Below are 19364 nucleotides of genomic sequence, written 5' to 3'. Positions count from 1 at the left end.
GCTGCGGCCTCTCTTACGCCAGGTCGCATGGTGACCCGCTACTGGTTTGATGCGCTCTGGCGCGCCACCGCGACGGCCGACACACTGCGCGAGCGTGCGGCCAACATGACAGCTCACGAGGCAGCGGGCATGCCGCCGCTGCTCCACTTCGAGTCCGAGCAGATTGCAGATGGGCGGGATCTCGACCCACCGTCGAACTACCGCCTGCTGCGCGTTACGCGCTGTGGCACCGACGCGCTCGAGAAGCACCTGCGCAAGGGCGCAGCCCCGGTGATCGTGGTCGATCCGCGCGCCGGTCACGGCCCGGGCATCGGTGGTTTCAAGCGCGACTCGGAAGTCGGTATGGCGCTGCTCGAAGGCCACCCGGTTTACTTCGTGGTCTTCGATCCGGAGCCGGTCGATGGGCAAACGATGGGAGCCGTCGTGCAGACGCTGGCGTCCTTCATTGACATCGTCGCCAAGCGTCATCGCGGCAAGGCGCCGATCGTCTACGGCAATTGCCAGGGCGGGTGGGCGATCGCGCTTGCGCTTTCGCATTGTGAGCACCGGGCGGCAATGGCTGTGCTGAACGGCTCGCCGCTGTCGTACTGGGCCGGCGAGCGCGGCATCAACCCGATGCGCCTGCTCGGTGGCTTCACCGGCGGCGTCTGGCCCGCGCACTGGATGTCGGACCTTGGGAACGGTCACTTCGACGGCGCCTGGTTGGTGCAGAACTTCGAGGCGTTGCGCCCCGAAGGCGTATTCAGGAAATACGACACGCTCTTTGCGCAGCCGGAGGCCGAGCACGATCGCTTCCTGGAGTTCGAGCGCTGGTGGAACGGCTTCTACCAGTTGGCACGTGAGGAGATGCTGACCATCGCCGGGGATCTGTTCGTCGGCAACCGCCTCGAGGACGGCGAGATCGTGGTCGACGAGCATTGCCGTGCAGACCTCAAGCGCATCGGGGCGCCCCTGGTGATCTTCAGCTCCTACGGCGACAACATCACGCCACCGCACCAGGCGCTGGGCTGGCTCAAGGAGGTATATGCGACCACCGAGGAATTGGTGGCTGCTGGCCAGCGCGTCGTCTACCTGCTGCACAAGCAGGTGGGCCACCTCGGCATTTTCGTGTCGGCAGGCGTCGCGCGGCGCGAGCATCGTGCCATCCTCCACCACACCGGAACGATCCAGGATCTCGCACCCGGCCTCTACGAGATGGTCCTAAATGAGGAGGGCGTCACCGGCGACGCTGCCACCGGCGCTTGCTTTGAGCCGCGCCGCCTCGAGGATCTGCCGTTCGATGCCAACCCGGCTGGGTTCGACAAGGTGCAGGCGATGTCGGAGGCGAGCGAGCGTGCCTATGCGCAATGGGTTTCGCCGTGGGTTCGCATGGCGGTCACGCATGAATCGGCGCGCCAGTTGCGCGAGCTTCATCCAATGCGAATCAGTCGGCAGGTCTGGTCCGAGAAATCGACTCCAACCCTTGCCTGGTTGCCATGGACGCAGCACTGGCTCGAACAGTGGGGCGCGCACGACGCGGATCGCACTGCCAACCCCTGGTACCAGCTGGAACGCGTCGGCGCGGATGCGTACGCCCAAGCCTTGGAGTCGTGGCGCACAAGCCGCGACCTGTTTGCCGAAGTTGTATTCCAGCACCTCTATGCGAGTTGACTGGTCGACCAAACGCCACGAGGAGCCCACCATGAGAACCATCTTGTTGCAGGCTCAGTGCTGGCGTTTCGCGGCCACGACGTGGCTGTTGCTGCTGCTGATCACCATGCTGAGCCCGGCGCTGGCACAGAGCCGACTGGAGCGCTCCGGCGTCACCCTCTACTGGGGGTTGGTACCTGCCGCCGTCGTGGCGGACACGCACGCGCTCGCGGAACTCCACGGCGGTCCGCCCAGAGGCGGCGGTCAGGTTCACCACCTCGTTGTTGCGCTCTACGACAGCGCAAGTGGCCGTCGAATCGAGGACGCGGTTGTGCGCGCGCAGATCAGCGAAGCCGGCATCGTCGACGAGCCCGCGAAGTACCTGGTGCCGATGAAAGTCAACGACCAGGCCAGCTACGGACAGGTCTTCGGCGTCGCCAAGGACGGACCGTACCGGTTCCGACTTTGGATGCGGCTGCCACCGCGGACCGAGGAGATCGAGTTCAAGTTCGAGGCCTGGTCGCCGCACCGCTCCGAGCGGTGAGGCAACCCGCGTTGATCGCCAGTCAGCCGGCTCTCGCAAAGAAATCGGAAGGTTGCCCCGTGGAAATCATCGATCTTTCCGGCCGCAGAGGCCTCGTGGTCGGAGTGGCCAACGCCGACAGCCTGGCTTGGTCCGCGGCGCAGCACTTCCGCAATGCCGGCGCTGAGCTGGCGGGCCGCCGCCGATTGCGCGGAACCGGTGACAACGTTCTGCAGCGATGCGATGGCCGGCCTCGCATCCGATGCGCGACCGACCCCCAAACCCACGCGTCCTGCGAGACGCATTGACCGACAGGAGAAAAACCATGGCCATTAAGGAAGTTGTGCTCTGCGGCGCCGTCCGCACCCCCATCGGCACCTACGGCGGCGCGATCAAGGATGTCTCCGCCAGCGACCTCGGTGCCGCCGTGATCCGCGAGACCTTGCTTCGCAGCGGGCTGGCCGGGTCGCAGGTGCAGTCCCTCGTGATGGGCAACGTTATCCAGGCCGGCAATCGAATGAACCCGGCTCGCCAGGCGGGCCTTGCGGCGGGGCTGCCGGTCGAGGTTCCCGCCTTGACGGTCAACCGAGTGTGCGGATCGGGGGCGCAGGCCGTCGTGAGTGCCGCTCTCGAGGTGACGGCTGGTCTGGTCGACTGCGCGGTGGCGGGCGGCATGGAAAACATGGACCGCGCACCCTATCTGCTGCCTCAGGGGCGCTGGGGCGCGCGCATGGGCGACGTGACGCTCTTCGACAGCATGCTGCTTGACGGGCTGCACGACGCCGTCAGCGGGCAGCATTCCGGCTGGCACACCGAGGATCTGGTGACTCGGTTCGGCATCTCGCGCGAGGACCAGGACCGCTGGGCGCTACGCTCGCAGCAGGCGTTCTCGACGGCGCAAGCAGCCGGCAGGTTCGACGCCGAAATCGTCTCCTTGCAAGTGCCTGGCCGCAAAGGCCCGGTGCCGTTCGCGCGCGACGAGCACAACCGGCCGGACACGACGATGGAGTCGCTTGCGCGGCTCAAGCCCGCGTTCCGCAAGGAGGGCACCATCACCGCGGGCAATGCGCCCGGTCTCAACAGTGGTGCGGCGGCCATGGTTGTGGCCGAGCGGGGCTGGGCCGAGCGCCAGGGGCTCCAGCCCCAGGCGCGTCTGGCGGCCTTCGGCATCGGTGCTGTTGACCCGAATTTCTTCGGGCTCGGGCCGCTACCGGCTGTGCGCCAAGCGCTTGAGCGTGCCGGCTGGGCAATCGGAGACGTCGACCGGGTGGAGATCAACGAGGCCTTCGCAGCCATCGCGCTCGCCTGCCAGCGCGAACTCGGCTTCGCCGAGAACATGGTCAATGTCGAGGGCGGTGCCATTGCCCACGGGCACCCGATCGGAGCGACCGGAGCGGTGCTCACCACGCGGCTGCTGCACGCGATGCAGCGCGACGGCCTGCGCCGCGGCATCGTGACGCTGTGCATCGGCGGCGGGCAGGCCGTGGCGCTGGCGCTCGAGCGGATCTGAGCAATGCCCGCCAGCCTGATCACGCAGGAGCTTGACCCATGTGCAGCACCCGGGTTGAGACTTGTGGCTCGGGAGTCGACGCGGCCCTGCGCCGCCGGAGAACTGCGATGCGATTGATCGACTGTGCGCGACAGGCTGGCGTGACGACGGACACGCTGCGCCACTACCTGCGGGTCGGCTTGGTGGAGGTCGAGGACCGTACAGACAACGGCTATCGAACATTCTCGGAGCGCAGCGTCGCGCGCGTGCGCTTCATCCGCGGCGCGCTGGCCTTGGGTTTCACACTCAAGGACGCTGGCGAACTCATCGAGATGGGGCAGCGCGGCGAACTGCCATGCTCGCGGGCACGCACGTTGCTCGACCAACGCCTCGCAGAGCAGGGGCGACAGCTGGACGACATCGTGCGCCTGCATCGGCGCATGCAGCGGGCGGTAGCCGACTGGAAGAGGCGCCCCGACGGCGTGCCGGACGGCCACTCGGTATGTGGCCTCATCGAGGGTTTCGCGGCGAACCCGGTTTTGGCCGCGCGACGCGACCGCGGGGCCGCCGCTCCGAAGAGGGGCGAGGGATGAGCCACGTCGCCGATACGGCTCACCCGCTCCGGACGCCGGAGCCCGACCGCGAACCGTTGGTTCGGCAGGCCATCGCGCTCTTGCAGGCCTGGACGGCGGAAGCAACTCCGGCCCTCGTCTGGGACGCGACGTCCGTGGTCGACCGGCATGGCCTCGACCATCTCCCCGGGCACCGCACGACGCCAATCGTTGCGGCGATCATGGCTGCTGCGGGCGCGACGATGCCGCACTTCTCGCTGCCAGCCGGCTCGGAGGCTTGGAGCACCGCCGACGCCATGGCGACGCTCACCGGGGTGGAGCACGATCGTGCGGCCGCGGCCGGTATTGCCTCGCGCCTGGGCGCCTGCATCGTCCGTGCGGCCCCAGCCGGCGTGGAAGCGAACCTGTCTTGGAGTTCCGGTGCGGATGACGCCCATCTGGTGGCGTCGGTGCTGGCGCGCAGGATCGCTGCTGGCGTGGGGCACCTGCTCGTCAACGTGGCCGTGGGACGAGGTGCCAGGGTGCTCGACGACGCGCGTTTCCATCGACTGCAGACCGCGTTCATGGCTACCGGCTCGGCGGTCGGCCTGCAGGTCCATGTCACCCGTTCCGTCGGGTCACAGCCGGTGGGTCTGGGCGTCGGCCCGGCGCCCGAGGCGCTGGACGTTTTGGCCGTGCTGCGGGGCGCCGCGGCGGCGCCGGTTGATCTGCGCATGCACGCCCTTGTCGAAGCCGGTCAACTGCTCGAGCTGAGCGGCGTGAGCTGCCCTGGGCACGGTGAGCTCGACGCCTGGCGACTGCTCGACAGCGGCGCCGCGTGGGGGCGCTTCCAGACCCTGTGCGAAGCCCAGGGCGGGCTGCGCACGCCAATCCTCGCGCCCGTCGCTGAAACCATCGCAGCCGAACGTACGGGCCACGTGAGGTCGCTGGACGGCGCACACGTGCAGCGCGTCGCGGTGCTGGCCGGTGCACCGCGCGGGAGCGGTGCCGGCGTCGTGCTGCACACACGGATCGGCGAGCACGTCGACCAGGGGCAACCGCTGTTCACCGTCCACGCTGCGAGCCAGACATGCCTCGCGGCAGTTATGAGCGAGCTGCGACGCGCACCGTTGATCGTCGTCGGTGAAGACTCGACAGCGGCCTTCGCCGACTCACAAGACTCGCACCTGAAGACCTGAAGGGACAAACCGATGGAACACTTGACAACGCTCCCTCGGCCCGCGCCTGCCGACCTGCATGCCCCGGCGCTGCGCATTCTGCGCCGCTTGCTGGCCGGGATCGAGCGACCACCGGGGCTGAGGCTGGGCGATGCGCTGTTGCACGAACTCGAGTCCCATCCCGAGTACACGCTCGTGATTCGCGACCCGGCGCTGCTGCGTCGTCTCGTGCTCCGGCCGGATCCTCTGCTGCTGGCCGACGCCTACTTCCGAGGCGTCATCGATGTCGAGGGTGACCTGTACAGCGCTCTGGGTCTGAAGACCCACTTCGAGACGGTCTCGCTGTCGTGGCGCGACAAGCTTGCGCTGGTACGTGACGCGTTGATGTTGCGGGTCTCCGACCAGAACGGCTTGAAGCCGGTCGGGGGGCTGGCTTCGCGCGTGGCCCGGCGATTCGCGTATCGCCATTCACGCAAAACCGACCAGGCGGCGATATCGTTCCACTACGACGTGTCCAATGCGTTCTACGGCCTGTGGCTGGATGCCGAGCGGGTCTATTCCTGCGCGTACTTCGAGACGCCCGGGGACTCACTCGAGCAGGCCCAGCGCAACAAGCTGGAGCACATCTGCCGCAAGCTGCGCCTGCAGCCCGGCGATCGGCTGCTCGACATCGGTTGCGGCTGGGGCGCGCTGGTGTGCTGGGCGGCGCGCCATCACGGCGTTCGCGCACACGGCATCACACTGAGCCAACGGCAGCTCGAATACGCACGCGAGCGCATTCAGGCCGAGGGTCTGCAGGACCTTGTCACGGTCGAGCTTCGCGACTACCGCGATCTCGACGGCACGGCAATCTACGACAAGGTGTCCAGCGTCGGCATGTTCGAGCATGTCGGCCTGGCGAACTTGCCGGACTACTACGCCGCGGTCCAACGCGTGCTGCGGCCGGGCGGGCTGTTCCTCAACCACGGCATTACCCACGATGAGGAGGGCTGGAACAGGACTCTCGCGAGCGATTTCATCAATCGCTACGTGTTCCCGGACGGCGAACTCGACTGCGTCAGCAACATCCAGCTTGGCATGGAGCGCGCCGGCTTCGAGATCCACGATCTCGAGGGTCTGCGCCCCCACTACGCGTTGACGCTACGGCACTGGGTGCAACGGCTGGAGGCGCGCCGTGACGAAGCGCTGCGGGAAGTCGACGAGGTGACCTACCGCATCTGGCGTTTGTACATGGCGGCTTGTGCGCTCGAGTTCGAGGCGGGAGGTACGGGCATCTATCAGATCGTCGCCTCGAAGCGCGCTGGCGGAGCGTGGCCCGTCCCCCTGACACGCCGCGATCTCTACCGTGGATGAGAAGCCATGGTCGTCTCCTTCTCCGCCGGTGACAGGTGGCTCGCAATCGGACCTCTCGACCGGGGCCTTTGCAGCCCTGCTTGCGGCGGGGGCGGCGGTGTCGATGGCCTACGGCGTCACGCTGCCGCTGCTGCCCGCGCTGGTGGAGCGCACGGGGGGCCTCTCGGCAGCCGACGTGGAGAACCACACGGGCTGGATCACCGGCGTGTACACGCTGGTGCTGTTCCTGTTCGCACCCGCCTGGGGAGCGCTCGCGGATCGGATCGACCGACGCTGGGTGCTTGCCGCCGGACTGGCCGGCTCGAGCGTGGCGCTGTGGGTCTTGACCATGCCCCTCTCGATGCGCGGGCTCTATGGGATGCGTGCGGTTGCCGGCCTGACGTCGGCGGCGGTGCTCCCGGCGGTGTTCGCCTACGTCGTCACCGCGTCTGCGCCGTCTCGCTTGCAGCGCCGCTTCGCTTGGGTCGCGTCGGCCACTGCACTGGGTTTCCTGGTGGGACCGGCACTCGGCGACGGGCTGACCGTTCCGATACGCGCCGCCCGCGGCGATGCCGCGTTCACCGCGCTACCGTTGGACGTTGTCGCCATTGTCGGATTGCTGGCTGCGGTGGGGGCGCTCGGCCTACCCCCCACCCGCACCATGGTGCCAGCGCCCGGCAGTGCGCGGCCCGGCGACGAGCGGCGCATCGTCCGCTCACTGCTGCTGACGGCCGTCGTCGTGCTGGCGATCACGGTGGCGGAGGTCGGCGTGACGTTGGCGGCGCGCCGCGCGCCGGCCGCCGGTGCGATGCCCGTGTCGGTGTACTTCGCGCTGTGCAGCGCCGTGATGATCGCCGTGCAATTCTGGGCCTTGCCGCGTCTGGAGCGAAGAATGGGCGAGCCGCGTCTGGTCGTCGCCGCGCTCGCGGTGCTCTCGGCAGGTGTCAGCTTGCTGGCTGTCTCAAGCGGGGGCTTCGTTACCGCCACCGCCTTCGTGCTGGCGGCTGCCGGGATTGGCGTGCTCATTCCGTCGCTGGCCGTGCGTATCTCGAGCGCAGCCGGTGTGCGGCAAGGCTGGGCCATGGGCCGGCAGGCCGCGGCGGCCAACCTGGGGCAGGCCATCGGCGCAGCGGCCACGGGCAGCCTGTTTGCGCTGGCTCCACCACTGCCGTTCCTTGTTGCGGGTGGGCTGGCCGTTCTCGCAGCCGGCGCGGCAGCATGGGAGGGCGCCGCGCGCCCCGCGCCGTGAACCCCACTCCACACCCTTTCAACGGCCTGGCACACGACGGCAGGGCACGTTTCCATTCATCGATCGGGGACGGGAGGACCCACCTGTTTTGTTCGGGGCACTGCCTGAGCGAGTTCCAGCTCAATCCGGTGCGATACGTCGGGGCGTCCGATGCGGCGCCAATTTCCACGCTTTATTCCACGCCAATTTCCACGGTGGTACGCGCTGCACCGACAGGGCTGGGCGGAACTACTAGTTCTGCAACGCCGGCTGCCAGCGCACCTTCGAATCGACGGCGCCCTCGGGCCAGATCCCGATTCCGTGGAGGAGTGTTTTTATGAACAAGAAGCAGATGTTCTCGCTTTGGTACGTGCTGGCTGCCCTTGTGGGCATGCTCCTGTTGCAGGAGTTCTTCGTTCCCCGGCACACGCAGACGCTGGCCTATAGCGAGTTCAAGCAGGCGCTGCTAGCGGGCAAGCTCGACGACGTGGTGATCGCCGACGGCATCGTGACCGGCAAGCTGCGTGCAGAAGGGCTGGACCAGATCCTGCCGAAGGACAAGCTCGAAGCGCTTAAGCGCGCAGGAGGCGAACACGGCTTCGCGACGGTGCTGGTCAACGATCCGGGCCTGGTGGCGCAGCTCGATGCCGCCAAGGTGCGCTACGGCGGCGTGCGTGAGAGCAAGTGGCTCGGCGCGCTGATCTCCTGGGTCGCACCGGCGCTGGTGTTCTTCGGCGTCTGGTGGTTCCTGATGAAGCGCGTGGGCGGCGGGATGGGCGGTATGGGCCACGGCATGTTGGAGATCGGCAAGAGCAAGGCCAAGGTCTACATGCAAACGCAGACAGGTGTCACGTTCAAGGACGTCGCCGGCATCGACGAGGCGCGCGAGGAACTCATGGAGATCGCCGAGTTCCTTAAGAACCCGGATCGGTACAAGCGCCTGGGCGGCAAGATCCCCAAGGGTGTGCTGATCGTGGGTGCGCCCGGCACCGGCAAGACGCTGCTGGCCAAGGCGGTCGCCGGCGAGGCCGGCGTGCCCTTCCTGTCGCTAAGTGGTTCGGAGTTCGTCGAGATGTTCGTCGGCGTCGGCGCGGCGCGCGTGCGCGACCTGTTCGAGCAGGCGGCGGCCAAGGCCCCATGCATCGTCTTCATCGACGAGATCGACGCACTCGGCAAGGCGCGCGGCGTCGGCCTCTCCGGCGGCCACGAGGAGCACGAGCAGACGCTCAACCAGCTGCTCGCCGAGATGGACGGCTTCGACACCAACCGCGGCGTGATCATCCTCGCCGCGACGAACCGGCCCGAGGTGCTCGACCCGGCGCTGCTGCGGCCGGGCCGTTTCGACAGGCACGTCGCGATCGACCGGCCCGACCTGATCGGACGGCGGCAGATCCTGGAAGTGCACGTGAAGAACGTCAAGCTGGCGCCGTCCGTCGACCTCGCCGTGCTCGCGGCGCGCACGCCCGGCTTCGCCGGCGCCGACCTGGCCAACCTCGTCAACGAGGCGACGCTGCGCGCCGCCAAGCGCGACAAGGACGCGGTAGACATGCAGGACTTCGAGGAAGCGCTGGACCGGATCGTCGCCGGTCTCGAGAAGAAGAACCGGGTGATGAACCCGACCGAGCGCAAGTTCGTCGCCTACCACGAGGCCGGACACGCCCTGGTAGCCGAGATGCGCAAGAACGCAGACCGCGTGACCAAGGTGTCGATCATCCCGCGCGGCATCGCGGCGCTCGGCTACACGCAGCAGTCGCCGACCGAGGACCGCTACCTGTTGCGCCGCAGCGAGCTGCTGGATCGGCTTGACGTGCTGCTTGCCGGGCGCGTGGCCGAGCAGCTGGTGTTCGAGGACGTCTCGACCGGCGCGGAGAACGACCTGCAGCGTGCCACCGACATGGCGCGCCACATGGTGACGCACTACGGCATGAGCGATGCACTCGGCCTGGCAACCTACGACGCGCGGCCCGCGCCGCTGTTCCTGAACGGCCCGACACTGCCCGAGCCGCGCACCTTCAGCGAGCGCACCGCCGAAGCGATCGACGGCGAGGTACGCCGGCTGCTCGACGAGGCGCGCGATCGAGTGACGCAGACACTGCGGGCGAACCGCGAGACGCTCGAAGCGCTGGCCGCTCTGCTGCTGGAGAAGGAGGTCGTGGACCGGACGATGCTGGACGGCCTGATGGCGTCGACGGCTGCTCCGGCTCAGCTGCGCGTGGCTGCCGTGGCACTGTCGCCGGCGGACGGTGCATCGTGAGCACGCGCCGCGAGCTTCTCCGTCTGGCTGCCGCAGCGGTTCCACTGGCCGCGCTCGCCGTGCCGGGTGTTCGTGCCCAACCGTCGGAGGGGCGCGAGATCCTCGACAAGGTCGAGAAGCTGCTGTGGGGCAGCACGGTGCAGGGCGAGTACGAGATGACGATCACCACGCCACGCTGGCAGCGCACGCTCGGCCTGCGCCTGTGGATGGATCGGCCGCGGCGCTCGTTCGTGCGCATCCTGTCGCCGGCAAAGGAGGCGGGGATCGGCTCGCTGCGCATTGGTACCGAGATGTGGAACTACCTGCCCAACGTCGAGCGCATCGTCAAGATTCCGCCGTCGATGATGCTGCAGCCATGGATGGGCTCGGACTTCACGAACGACGACCTCGTGAAGGAAAGCAGCATCCTTGAGGACTACACCCACAAGGTGCTCGCCACGGTGCAGCTCGACGGCGAGGCGGTCGTGCAGGTAGAGGCCGTGCCGAAACCCGACGCGGCGGTGGTGTGGGGTCGCATCGTCTACTGGGTGCGGCGCGCCGACACGATGCCGTTGAAGCAGGAGTTCTTCAGCGAGCGCGGCGAGCGCGTGCGGGTTTTGTCGTTCACCGACGTGCGCAAGGTCGGCGGGCGGGTCATGCCGACCCGCTGGGACATGCGGCCCGATGCCAAGCCCGGCAACTCGACCGCGGTGGTGCTGAAAGACGCCGTGTTCGACCGGCCCGTGGACGACGAGATATTCAGCCAGCGCAACCTGCAGAAGCGATAGGTTCAAAGTCTTCCCCGGCAACCAACCCGGGGCCAAACCGCGTACTCACCTACATCGTCATGACCTTACCCACCTCGACATCCAGAACCTCCACGTGGTTGCTGACGGCCTGCGGCGCATGGCTGATCGCCCTGGGTGCGTATTTCGTTTTCGTGCGTCCCGCACTGTTGCCGGAGGACCCTCGCTTCATCGGCACGCCACTGGAGCGGCTGCGTGAGGCGGCACCAGGCCTGGAGGCCTGGTTGCACATCGTGTTCACGGTGATGGGTGGCTTCATGGCGGGCGCGGGCGTGCTGACCGTGTTCCTGGCGCGAACCGCCGTGCCCGCGCGGCTGCGCGGCACCGGGTGGGCCATCGCGCTGGCAGGGTTGCCCACGGTCGTCTTGATGAGCGCGATGAACTTCGCCCTGCACTCGGACTTCCGCTGGGTCCTGATGCTGCCGGCGCTGCTCTGGGTGGCGGCCGTGATCGCGTACGCGCGAAAGACCTGACGTTGATCGTTCGATGACCTGCCACTCCAACCGACACACACCATGAACCACAAACTTCCCTGGGTCGCCGAGCGCGTGCGGCTGTTCCGTGAAAGCGATGCCGACTTCGCTCGCTGGGCGCGCGGGTTCGGACCCATCGTGCACAACGACCAGACTCAACTGCGCGTGCACGATCTCGCACAGGTGCTGGTCGCCGGCGGCAAGGCGGGCGACACGGCCAGCGTCTACCGCACGCTGTGGGCGGCGGACCGTCTCGCGGCGGCCGGCATGTGGCTGACCGTGCACATGACTTACGCCGACAAGGTCCATCCGGACGGGAGAGAGATGGCGCCCGAGGACTTCAAGGGAACGCCCGAAGGCCACACGGGCGGCTCGCTGAACATCGTGCCGGCCTACGTCGGCTACCTGGCCGCGAACGCGCTCAGCGGCCTGACGCGCGGCTGGCTGATGGGGCAGGGTCACTGCGTGGCGGGGATCGACGCCTGCAATCTGCTCGTCGGCAACATGACGCCGCGGCACGCCGAACGCTACGACCGAAGCGAGAGCGGGCTGACGCGCTTTGCCCGCGACTTCTACAGCTACGCGATCGATGCGGCCGGGCGGCCGGCCTCGCCGCTGGGCAGCCACGTCGGGCCGAACACCGCCGGGGGCCTGTCCGAGGGCGGGTACCTCGGCTTCGCGGAGCTGCAGTACGTGCACATGCCGCTGCCGGGCGAGCGGCTGGTGGTGTTCCTCAGCGACGGTGCCTTCGAAGAGCAGCGCGGCAGCGATTGGGCACCGCGCTGGTGGCGCGCCGAGGACTGCGGCTTCGTCGCTCCCTTCATGATCCTCAACGGACGCCGCATCGAGCAACGCAGCACGATGCAGCAGCAGGGCGGTCAGGAGTGGTTCCAACAGCACCTGCGCCTGAACGGCTTCGACCCGATGGAGATCGACGGCACCGACCCGGCCGCGTTCGCGTGGGCCGTGCATGCGATGGAGGAGCGGCTCGCGGCCTGCGCGGCAGCTGTCGCCACCGGCAGCATCCAGTACCCGGTGCCGCTGCACTACACCGTCGCCGACGCACCGAAGGGCTTCGGCTTTCCCGGTGCGGGGACGAACGCCGCCCACAATCTGCCGCTGGCCGGCAATCCACGCATCGACGCATTCGCGCGGCAGCAGTTCAACGAGGGCGCGCGTGCGTTGTTCGTGCCAGCTGGCGAACTCGACGAGGCGGTAGCCGTGCTCTGCCGTCATCGGGACCAGCAGCGCCCGCTCGAGCGCGACCACGCGCTGGCGCACCGGCAGGTCGACGCACCCGCGTTGCCTGCGGCGCAATGGCACGCCGTCGGCGCTGGCCAGGTGTCCCCGATGGGCGCGCTGGACGGGGCCTTTGCCGCCATCGTGCAGGCAAACCCCCAGTTGCGCCCGCGTGTCGGCAACCCGGACGAACTGCGCAGCAACCGGATGGGCCAGACCCTGGACCTGCTGAAGCACCGTGTCTTCGCGCCCGAGCCCGGCCTGGCGGAGGCGGTGGACGGCGCGGTGATCACCGCGCTCAACGAGGAGGCGGTGGTCAGCGCGGCCCTCGGCAACAAGGGTGGCATCAACCTCGTGGTCTCCTATGAGGCCTTCGCCGTCAAGATGCTCGGCGCGCTGCGCCAGGAGATCCTGTTCGCCCGCCACCAGGCGGAGGCGGGCAGTCCGCAGGGGTGGCTGTCGATCGTCACGGTGGCCACCTCGCACACATGGGAGAACGGCAAGAACGAGCAGTCGCACCAGGACCCGACCTTGGCCGAAGCGCTGCTGGGCGAGATGTCGGACACCGCGCGCGTGCTGTTCCCCGTCGATGCGAACAGCGCGGCAGCCGCGCTGCGTGCTGCCTACGGCACCCATGGGCAGTTCTGGACCCTTGTCGTGCCCAAGCGGCCGATGGCCAACCGCCTGACCGGCGAGCAGGCGCAGCGCCTGGTCGAAGAGGGGGCCTGCGTGGTCAAGGCCTGCGAGGCTCCCCAGGTGCTGCTGATCGCCATCGGCGCGTACCAGCTGCAGCAGGCGCTGCTGGCAGCGCACCGGCTCGATGCCGCCGGGCATCGCACTGCGGTCACCTGCGTTGTCGAGCCCGGCCGCTTCCGGCTGCCGCGCGACGCGCGCGAGCGCGCGTTCGTGGTCGGCGATTCGGCACTGGGGCAACTCTTCCCTGCCGCAGCCGCGGCGCGCGTCATCGTCTCGCACATGCGGCCCGAACCCACGCTCGGCGTACTCCGCCGCGTTGACACCGGGCCGCAGCAGACCCGCGCGCTGGGCTATATCGCCCGGGGCGGCACGCTCGATGTCGCCGGCATGCTGTTCGCGAACCGCTGCACATGGGCTCACGTGGTGGCCGAGGCCGCTTCCGCGCTTGGCATCGATCCGGCGCAAGTGCTCAGCACCGACGAATGGGCGGCCGTGCGCGGGCTCGGCGATCCGCACATCGTGATGACTTCGGAATGAAGCCCATGTCGATGCCCTCCGCCATCGTCCGTGCCGACAAGGCTACGAAGATCTACCAGCGCGACAGCATCCCGGTGCCGGCGCTGCACGAGACCAGCGTCGAGATCCTGGAGGGCGACTTCGTGGCCCTGGTCGGGCCCTCCGGCTCCGGCAAGACGACGCTGCTGAACCTCATCGGTGGGCTCGACCGCCCGACGAGCGGTCGCATCTGGGTCGGCGATCAGGAGATCACGTCCCTGGGCCGCAAGGCACTCGCCGAGGTTCGCCTGCGCCACATCGGCTTCGTGTTCCAGGAATACAACCTGGTGCCGGTGCTCTCCGCGCTCGAGAACGTCGAGTACGTCATGCTGCTGCAAGGTGTCGACGAGGAACGCCGCCGCCAGGAGGCGATGCGCCTGCTGCACGAGACTTCGGCCTGGAGGGTCTCGAGAACCGCCGGCCCAATGAACTGTCGGGCGGCCAGCAGCAGCGTGTGGCGGTGGCGCGCGCCATCGCCGCGCGGCCGATGATCGTGCTGCCCGACGAGCCGACCGCCAACCTCGACTCGCAGTCGGGCTCGGCGCTGATGGACATGATGCGCCGCCTGAACGAAGAGCAGGGCACCACATTCGTCTTCTCGACGCACGACCCGATGGTGGTCGAGCGCGCCCGCCGCGTGATCCGCCTGCGCGACGGCCGCATCGAGGCCGACGAGCGAAAGGCAGCGTCATGATCTGGAAGCTGGCGCTGCGCAACGTCATGCGCAACCGCCGCCGCTCCGGCATCACGGTGCTGTCGATCGCGGTCGGACTCGCCGCGTTGACCTTTCTCTGGGGGTTCATAGACGGCCAGAACCGCCAGATGGTGAACAACACCACGCGCTACTTCGCCACCGATGCGCAGGTGCACCTGAAGGGCTACCACGACGACCCGAGCCTGGACCGCGCCATCGAGGCCGGCGATCGCGTGCTCGCGGCGGTACGTGCCGACCCCGCTGTGGCCGCGGCAACGGTCCGGCTCGAAACGACCGTGCTCGCGAGCCGCGCGGACCGCTCGCGCGGCATCATGGCCTTCGGCGTCGATCCGGCGGGTGAGTCTGCGGTCAGTGATCTGTCCAAGGCCATCGTCGACGGCCGCGACCTCGACGGGCCGGGCGACAGCGGCATCCTGATCGGCGCGGATCTGGCCGAGGCCCTGGCCCTGCGCGCCGGAGACGACCTGGTCCTGGTAGGCCAGGCCTACGACGGCTCGGTGGCGAGCGCTCGGGTGCCCGTCCGCGGCGTGTTCCGCACGAAGATCGACGATCTGGACGGCTATGTCGCCGTGATGCCGATGGCGGTGATGCGCGACTTCCTTGCCGCGCCGAGTGCCGTGACGGCCGTCGCGGTGCGCTTGCGCGACCGGGGCGCGCTGGCTGCGGCCACCGAGAGCCTGTCCATCCGTGTCGGTTCCGACCACGAGGTGGTGGGCTGGCCGGTGCTGCTGCCGATGGTGGCGGTCAGCACACGATTCCACGAAGTGATGGGCATCGTGGTGCTGACGATCTTCTTTGTGATGGTGGCCGCCGGCGTGGCCAACCCGGTGTTGATGGCGGTGCTCGAGAGCACGCGCGAGTTCGGCATCATGCTCGCGCTGGGCACCAGCCAGTCGCTGCTGTTCCGGCTCGTGCTCGCGGAGGCGGCGCTGCTCGGCGCGGCCGGGCTGCTGCTCGGCAACGCGGTCGGGCTGGGCGCCACGGCGGCGTTCGGCCGGATCGGCATTGATCTCGGCGCGTTCGCGGCCGGCCTTCGAACCATGCCCGGACTGGAGGATGTCATCTATCCGGCGGTGCGCGCCGAACGCAGCCTGTTCATCTCGGCGATGGTGTTCTTGATCGCGCTCCTGATGGCGCTCTACCCAGCGTTCCGGGCCGCCACGCTGGAGCCGGTCGCCGCGATCCGCGGCATCGGCGACCGCGGCAAGGCGCGCATGGGGGGACGGGCCGAACCAGCACCGGCCCGGCGCAGCCGGTGGCCCGTCTTCGTGTTGATCGCCACGCGCAACCTGCTGCGCAATCGCAAGCGCAGCGCCATCACGGCCTTCGCCGCTGCCTTCGCGATCGTGGCCTACGTCTTCCTGTACGGCTTTTTCGACGGCTTCGCCGAGCAGATCGTCGGCAACTCGACCGGCTACCTCACGGGCCACCTGCAGATCGAGCGCCAGGGCCTGCGACGAGACTTGGCACCCGAGCTGGCCTTCGAGGACGCCGCCGGCGTCCTGAAGGCGGCGCAGACCATGCCTGGCGTCGCTGCGGCGGCGCCACGCGTGCAGGCGCAGGCGCTGGTCAGCAGCGCAACGAAGTCGGTGGGGGTGATGCTCTATGGCGTCGACCCTGATCTCGAGCCGAGCATCACCATCCTGCACCGAACCTTCGTCGAGGGCACGCCACTCGCGCGCGGTGCCGAACGCGACATCGTCATCGGCCGGCGGCTGGCCGAGAAGATCGGCGCAAGGCTTGGCGAGAAGATCGTCATCATGGCACCGGGGCTGGCCGGCGAACTCGGAACGGCTGCATTCCGCGTGCGCGGCATCTTCGCCACCGAGAGCAGTTCGTTCGACGGTGCCATGGTCTTCGTCACCTTGCCGGCAGCGCAACGCATGCTCGGCCTCGGCGACCGGGTCTCATCGGTCAACCTGAGGCTCGTGGACCGATCCCAGGTAGACGCCGTGGCCCGCCAACTGGCGCCGGTGGTGGCGAGCCGTGGCCTCGTGGCCTCGACCTGGCCGGAGTTGCTGACACGCGTGGCGGACATGGTGGGCTTGGTGCGTGCCATCCGCACCGTCATCGTTGCGGTCTTCTTCCTCGTCGTGGCGCTGGCGGTGATGAACACCGTTTTCATGGCCGTGGCCGAGCGGACTCGCGAGTTCGGCGTGATGATGGCGCTCGGCACACCACCCGATGCAATCGTTCGCATGGTCGTCTACGAAACGGTGGCGCTGATGCTGCTGGCCTCGGTCGTGGGTTATGCGGTGGGCGCGGCCATCGTGTCGGCGCTCGGCAGCGTGGGCCTGGACCTGTCGCGCTTCTACAAGGACTACAGCGCGATTCCCGGGCTCACCGGCATCGTCTACCCGCGGCTCGAATGGGCGAGCCTTGTCGGACCCGGCATCGGCCTGTTCCTGGCTAGCGTCGCGGTGTCGCTCTACCCGGCGTCACGGGCCGCACGGCTCGACCCGACTGCCGCTATCCGCCATACGTGATGCGCTGCGCGATGCTGCCCGCGCAGTTTGCCGGCTTGATCATGCTGGTGGCGGCGCTCTTCGTCGGCGCGCCTGCGCAGGCCGAGGGGTTGGGGTTAACGGGTAGCGCGAAGAGCCTGTTCGTGCGCTCACGTACCGTGAATGGCGAAGCGTATGGGCTGAGCCTGAACCGGCTGCGCGTCGAGGCCAAGGGTGACGTCGCCCCGGGCTTCGCACTTGACCTGCAGTACGACAACGAACTTCTGTTCGGCAGCTACCTGGATACGGCGGAGTTCCAAGCCATCAAGGGCATTGCGCCGCCGCAATATTGGCGCGCCGACGCGAACTATCTGGACCGAGGCGATGCCCATGGTCGCCATCGCCTCTACCGGGCCGCTGTCACCGCGACAGCCGGCAATGTGGACGTTCGGGTTGGGCGCCAGCGGATCGCTTGGGGCACCGGACGCTTCTGGAGTCCGCTGGACATCCTCAACCCGATCAATCCACTGGCGCTGGAACGGGACGAGCGTGTCGGCCTCGACGCCGTGCTTGTCGAGGCCAAGCTCGGGCCGCTGTCAAGGGCGTCTCTGGTCTACGCACCAGCCCCTGACCGGGGGCCTGCGAGCCGAGCATTGCAGTGGCACGGCAATGCGGCCGGAGCGGACGTTTCGCTGGTCGTTGGCAGATTGCTCGGGCTCGAAGTGATCGGCATGGACCTGGCCGGCCAGATCGGCGCGGCGGGCATTCGCGGGGAGGTGGCGCGCCTGCGGCCGCCCTCCGGGGCCATGTTCAACCGCTTGGTGGTGGGCATCGACTATGCATTCACGAACGGCCTCACGCTCAGCGCCGAGGGCTACTACAACGGCGCCGGCGCGCGCGACCCTTCCGCCTACGACCGGGCCAATCTGAGGGCAGGCCGCGTCTCCAGTCTGGCGACCCGCTATGTCGGGTTGATCGCGTCGTACGAGATGACGCCGCTGCTGAAGTGGGTGACGTACGCCGTGTTCAACGCCGATGACCGCAGCCGGGTCGTGGACAGCCGCCTGGTGTGGTCGGTTCGCCCAGACCTCGACCTGACCGTGGGTGCGCAGGGCTTCCGAGGAGGAAGGAGCAGTGAATTCGGTGTCACTCCGGCCGCGTGGCAAGGGCAAGCCCAGTGGTTCTTCTGACAGGCAATGAAGCGTACTCAGGGGACGCTTCCAGCCTGCCGCGTTAGCGCAGGAAATCGCGCCGCATTCCCAGCGAGGCATCGGTCTTCGCGATGGACTTCACTGGGTCCATCTCGAGACCCGTCAGAGCCCGGATCGCATCGATGGTTTCGGGGACCACGATCGCTTGGTTGAAGACCTGGTAGGTGTAATACGCCTGGTCGCGATCGACGGCCAGCACATCCTCCCACAGCGCTACCTCCCACATATCGCCGCGCGGGCGGCCAAGGTCGGCCATCAGCTCGATCGTGCTGTTCAGTGCCACGATCCCGTCCGACGAACGCACGAACGCGATCCGGGGTGCTGCCCGGAATGCGGCGAGCACCTCGTCGCGCGTCGTCGGCCGCGTCAGTTCGACCCACCACGTGTGCAAGTGGCTGGAGTTGTGTGCCGCCTTCACGGCGATCGTCACGACGTCGAGGTCGGGGATGACGGTACGGGCGTCCGGCCCCTGATGGCTGGGAATGACTTTCTCAGGCACCAACGTGTTGACGATGCCGTCGGCATGCGCCTCCCAGGGGTCTGAGGCACGCCGGATCAGCGTGCCGCGTGCACGCTTTAGCAGGCCTGCCGTCCGTAGCGCGCCGAGCGTGCGCACGATCGATGTGGTGTTGCACGATACGACGCGCGTCGACGAGCGTCCCAGTGCCGACACATAGTTCGCTTGCGCGACGAACGAATGGCCGGTCAGCGCATGCGCTTCACCGCCGTGGAAGATGGCCTTGACGCCGGCCGCCTCGTACACGCCCTTGTTGGCCGCGGCCACCTTCTTCGGTGTGCAGTCGACGACGACATCGGATTGAGCAAGCAGTCCGGCGAGGTCGCCAACAACCGTGATGCCGGACGCACGCATTGGCCCCTCGGCCTGCGGTGTGGCCGCGTGCACAGGCAGTCCGGCCTGGGCCGCGACCAGAAGCCGGTAGTCGTTGGCGACGTCGGCCACACCGGCGAGCGCCATGTCGTCCTGCAAACGAATCGCGTCGGCCACGCGCTTGCCGATGACCCCGTAACCGTTGATGGCAACCCTGATCCTGTCCATGATTA

Annotated in this window: 16 protein-coding genes and 1 pseudogene; 16 read left to right on the top strand and 1 reads right to left on the bottom strand. The window is 68.1% G+C overall.

Annotation, left to right across the window (positions count from 1 at the left end):
• Positions 1-27: 27 nt before the first annotated feature.
• The 16 genes and pseudogenes from LRS03_RS05000 (at position 28) to LRS03_RS04925 (ending at position 18281) form a co-directional block, all read left to right on the top strand.
• Entirely contained in the window at positions 28-1650 is a 1623-nt protein-coding gene (locus LRS03_RS05000) for a DUF3141 domain-containing protein (RefSeq protein WP_257824237.1), read from the top strand.
• A 31-nt stretch (positions 1651-1681) separates the two neighbouring features.
• Positions 1682-2173, top strand: coding sequence for a hypothetical protein (locus LRS03_RS04995; RefSeq protein WP_257824235.1), 492 nt, complete (start codon positions 1682-1684; stop codon positions 2171-2173).
• A gap of 59 nt (positions 2174-2232) precedes the next feature.
• A pseudogene (locus LRS03_RS04990) lies at positions 2233-2346 on the top strand (enoyl-ACP reductase FabI); the annotation flags it as partial.
• A gap of 131 nt (positions 2347-2477) precedes the next feature.
• On the top strand, positions 2478-3662 hold the full coding sequence (locus tag LRS03_RS04985) for a thiolase family protein (RefSeq protein ID WP_257824233.1): 1185 nt from the start codon (positions 2478-2480) through the stop codon (positions 3660-3662).
• 107 nt (positions 3663-3769) lie between these two features.
• Positions 3770-4234, top strand: a complete 465-nt coding sequence (locus tag LRS03_RS04980; protein ID WP_257824231.1) for a MerR family transcriptional regulator — start codon at positions 3770-3772, stop codon at positions 4232-4234.
• A complete protein-coding gene (locus LRS03_RS04975; protein WP_257824230.1) occupies positions 4231-5391 on the top strand; it encodes a thymidine phosphorylase in 1161 nt (386 codons plus the stop codon). Before LRS03_RS04980 ends, LRS03_RS04975 begins: the two co-directional genes overlap by 4 nt.
• A gap of 12 nt (positions 5392-5403) precedes the next feature.
• Complete coding sequence (locus tag LRS03_RS04970; protein ID WP_257824229.1) at positions 5404-6723, top strand: SAM-dependent methyltransferase; 1320 nt, start codon at positions 5404-5406, stop codon at positions 6721-6723.
• Positions 6716-7951, top strand: a complete 1236-nt coding sequence (locus LRS03_RS04965) for an MFS transporter (RefSeq protein ID WP_308296392.1) — start codon at positions 6716-6718, stop codon at positions 7949-7951. Before LRS03_RS04970 ends, LRS03_RS04965 begins: the two co-directional genes overlap by 8 nt.
• A gap of 316 nt (positions 7952-8267) precedes the next feature.
• Positions 8268-10184, top strand: a complete 1917-nt coding sequence (gene ftsH, locus LRS03_RS04960) for an ATP-dependent zinc metalloprotease FtsH (protein ID WP_257824228.1) — start codon at positions 8268-8270, stop codon at positions 10182-10184.
• The gene (locus tag LRS03_RS04955) at positions 10181-10951 is read left to right on the top strand and encodes an outer membrane lipoprotein-sorting protein (RefSeq protein ID WP_257824227.1); all 771 of its coding nucleotides are present in this window, start codon (positions 10181-10183) and stop codon (positions 10949-10951) included. The genes ftsH and LRS03_RS04955 overlap by 4 nt, the downstream gene beginning before the upstream one ends.
• 59 nt (positions 10952-11010) lie before the next feature.
• A complete protein-coding gene (locus LRS03_RS04950) occupies positions 11011-11442 on the top strand; it encodes a hypothetical protein (protein WP_257824226.1) in 432 nt (143 codons plus the stop codon).
• Between the two features lie 42 nt (positions 11443-11484).
• The gene (locus LRS03_RS04945; RefSeq protein WP_257824224.1) at positions 11485-13914 is read left to right on the top strand and encodes a phosphoketolase family protein; all 2430 of its coding nucleotides are present in this window, start codon (positions 11485-11487) and stop codon (positions 13912-13914) included.
• Positions 13915-13919: 5 nt separating this feature from the next.
• The gene (locus tag LRS03_RS04940) at positions 13920-14423 is read left to right on the top strand and encodes an ABC transporter ATP-binding protein (RefSeq protein WP_257824222.1); all 504 of its coding nucleotides are present in this window, start codon (positions 13920-13922) and stop codon (positions 14421-14423) included.
• Positions 14387-14626 carry a hypothetical protein gene (locus tag LRS03_RS26770; protein WP_374685016.1) on the top strand — a complete coding sequence of 80 codons (240 nt, stop codon included), beginning with the start codon at positions 14387-14389 and terminating at the stop codon, positions 14624-14626. Before LRS03_RS04940 ends, LRS03_RS26770 begins: the two co-directional genes overlap by 37 nt.
• Positions 14623-17133, top strand: a complete 2511-nt coding sequence (locus LRS03_RS04930; protein ID WP_257824221.1) for an ABC transporter permease — start codon at positions 14623-14625, stop codon at positions 17131-17133. Before LRS03_RS26770 ends, LRS03_RS04930 begins: the two co-directional genes overlap by 4 nt.
• A gap of 11 nt (positions 17134-17144) precedes the next feature.
• Positions 17145-18281 carry a hypothetical protein gene (locus tag LRS03_RS04925; protein ID WP_257824219.1) on the top strand — a complete coding sequence of 379 codons (1137 nt, stop codon included), beginning with the start codon at positions 17145-17147 and terminating at the stop codon, positions 18279-18281.
• Between the two features lie 43 nt (positions 18282-18324).
• On the opposite strand, the gene LRS03_RS04920 is transcribed toward LRS03_RS04925, so the two are convergent.
• Positions 18325-19359, bottom strand: coding sequence for a type II glyceraldehyde-3-phosphate dehydrogenase (locus LRS03_RS04920; RefSeq protein WP_257824217.1), 1035 nt, complete (start codon positions 19357-19359; stop codon positions 18325-18327).
• Positions 19360-19364: the final 5 nt, after the last annotated feature.

The organism is Rhizobacter sp. J219 (assembly GCF_024700055.1).
Taxonomy (GTDB): Bacteria; Pseudomonadota; Gammaproteobacteria; order Burkholderiales; family Burkholderiaceae_C; genus Rhizobacter.
Note: the sequence above shows the minus strand (reverse complement) of the source record. Positions and strands in the feature narration are given on the sequence as shown.

Coding starts and splice junctions, on each gene's coding strand:
- LRS03_RS05000 (WP_257824237.1), top strand. CDS start 28: ATGGTGACCCGCTACTGGTTTGATGCGCTCTGGCGCGCCACCGCGACG.
- LRS03_RS04995 (WP_257824235.1), top strand. CDS start 1,682: ATGAGAACCATCTTGTTGCAGGCTCAGTGCTGGCGTTTCGCGGCCACG.
- LRS03_RS04985 (WP_257824233.1), top strand. CDS start 2,478: ATGGCCATTAAGGAAGTTGTGCTCTGCGGCGCCGTCCGCACCCCCATC.
- LRS03_RS04980 (WP_257824231.1), top strand. CDS start 3,770: ATGCGATTGATCGACTGTGCGCGACAGGCTGGCGTGACGACGGACACG.
- LRS03_RS04975 (WP_257824230.1), top strand. CDS start 4,231: ATGAGCCACGTCGCCGATACGGCTCACCCGCTCCGGACGCCGGAGCCC.
- LRS03_RS04970 (WP_257824229.1), top strand. CDS start 5,404: ATGGAACACTTGACAACGCTCCCTCGGCCCGCGCCTGCCGACCTGCAT.
- ftsH (WP_257824228.1), top strand. CDS start 8,268: ATGAACAAGAAGCAGATGTTCTCGCTTTGGTACGTGCTGGCTGCCCTT.
- LRS03_RS04950 (WP_257824226.1), top strand. CDS start 11,011: ATGACCTTACCCACCTCGACATCCAGAACCTCCACGTGGTTGCTGACG.
- LRS03_RS04945 (WP_257824224.1), top strand. CDS start 11,485: ATGAACCACAAACTTCCCTGGGTCGCCGAGCGCGTGCGGCTGTTCCGT.
- LRS03_RS04940 (WP_257824222.1), top strand. CDS start 13,920: ATGTCGATGCCCTCCGCCATCGTCCGTGCCGACAAGGCTACGAAGATC.
- LRS03_RS04930 (WP_257824221.1), top strand. CDS start 14,623: ATGATCTGGAAGCTGGCGCTGCGCAACGTCATGCGCAACCGCCGCCGC.
- LRS03_RS04925 (WP_257824219.1), top strand. CDS start 17,145: ATGCTGCCCGCGCAGTTTGCCGGCTTGATCATGCTGGTGGCGGCGCTC.
- LRS03_RS04920 (WP_257824217.1), bottom strand. CDS start 19,359: ATGGACAGGATCAGGGTTGCCATCAACGGTTACGGGGTCATCGGCAAG.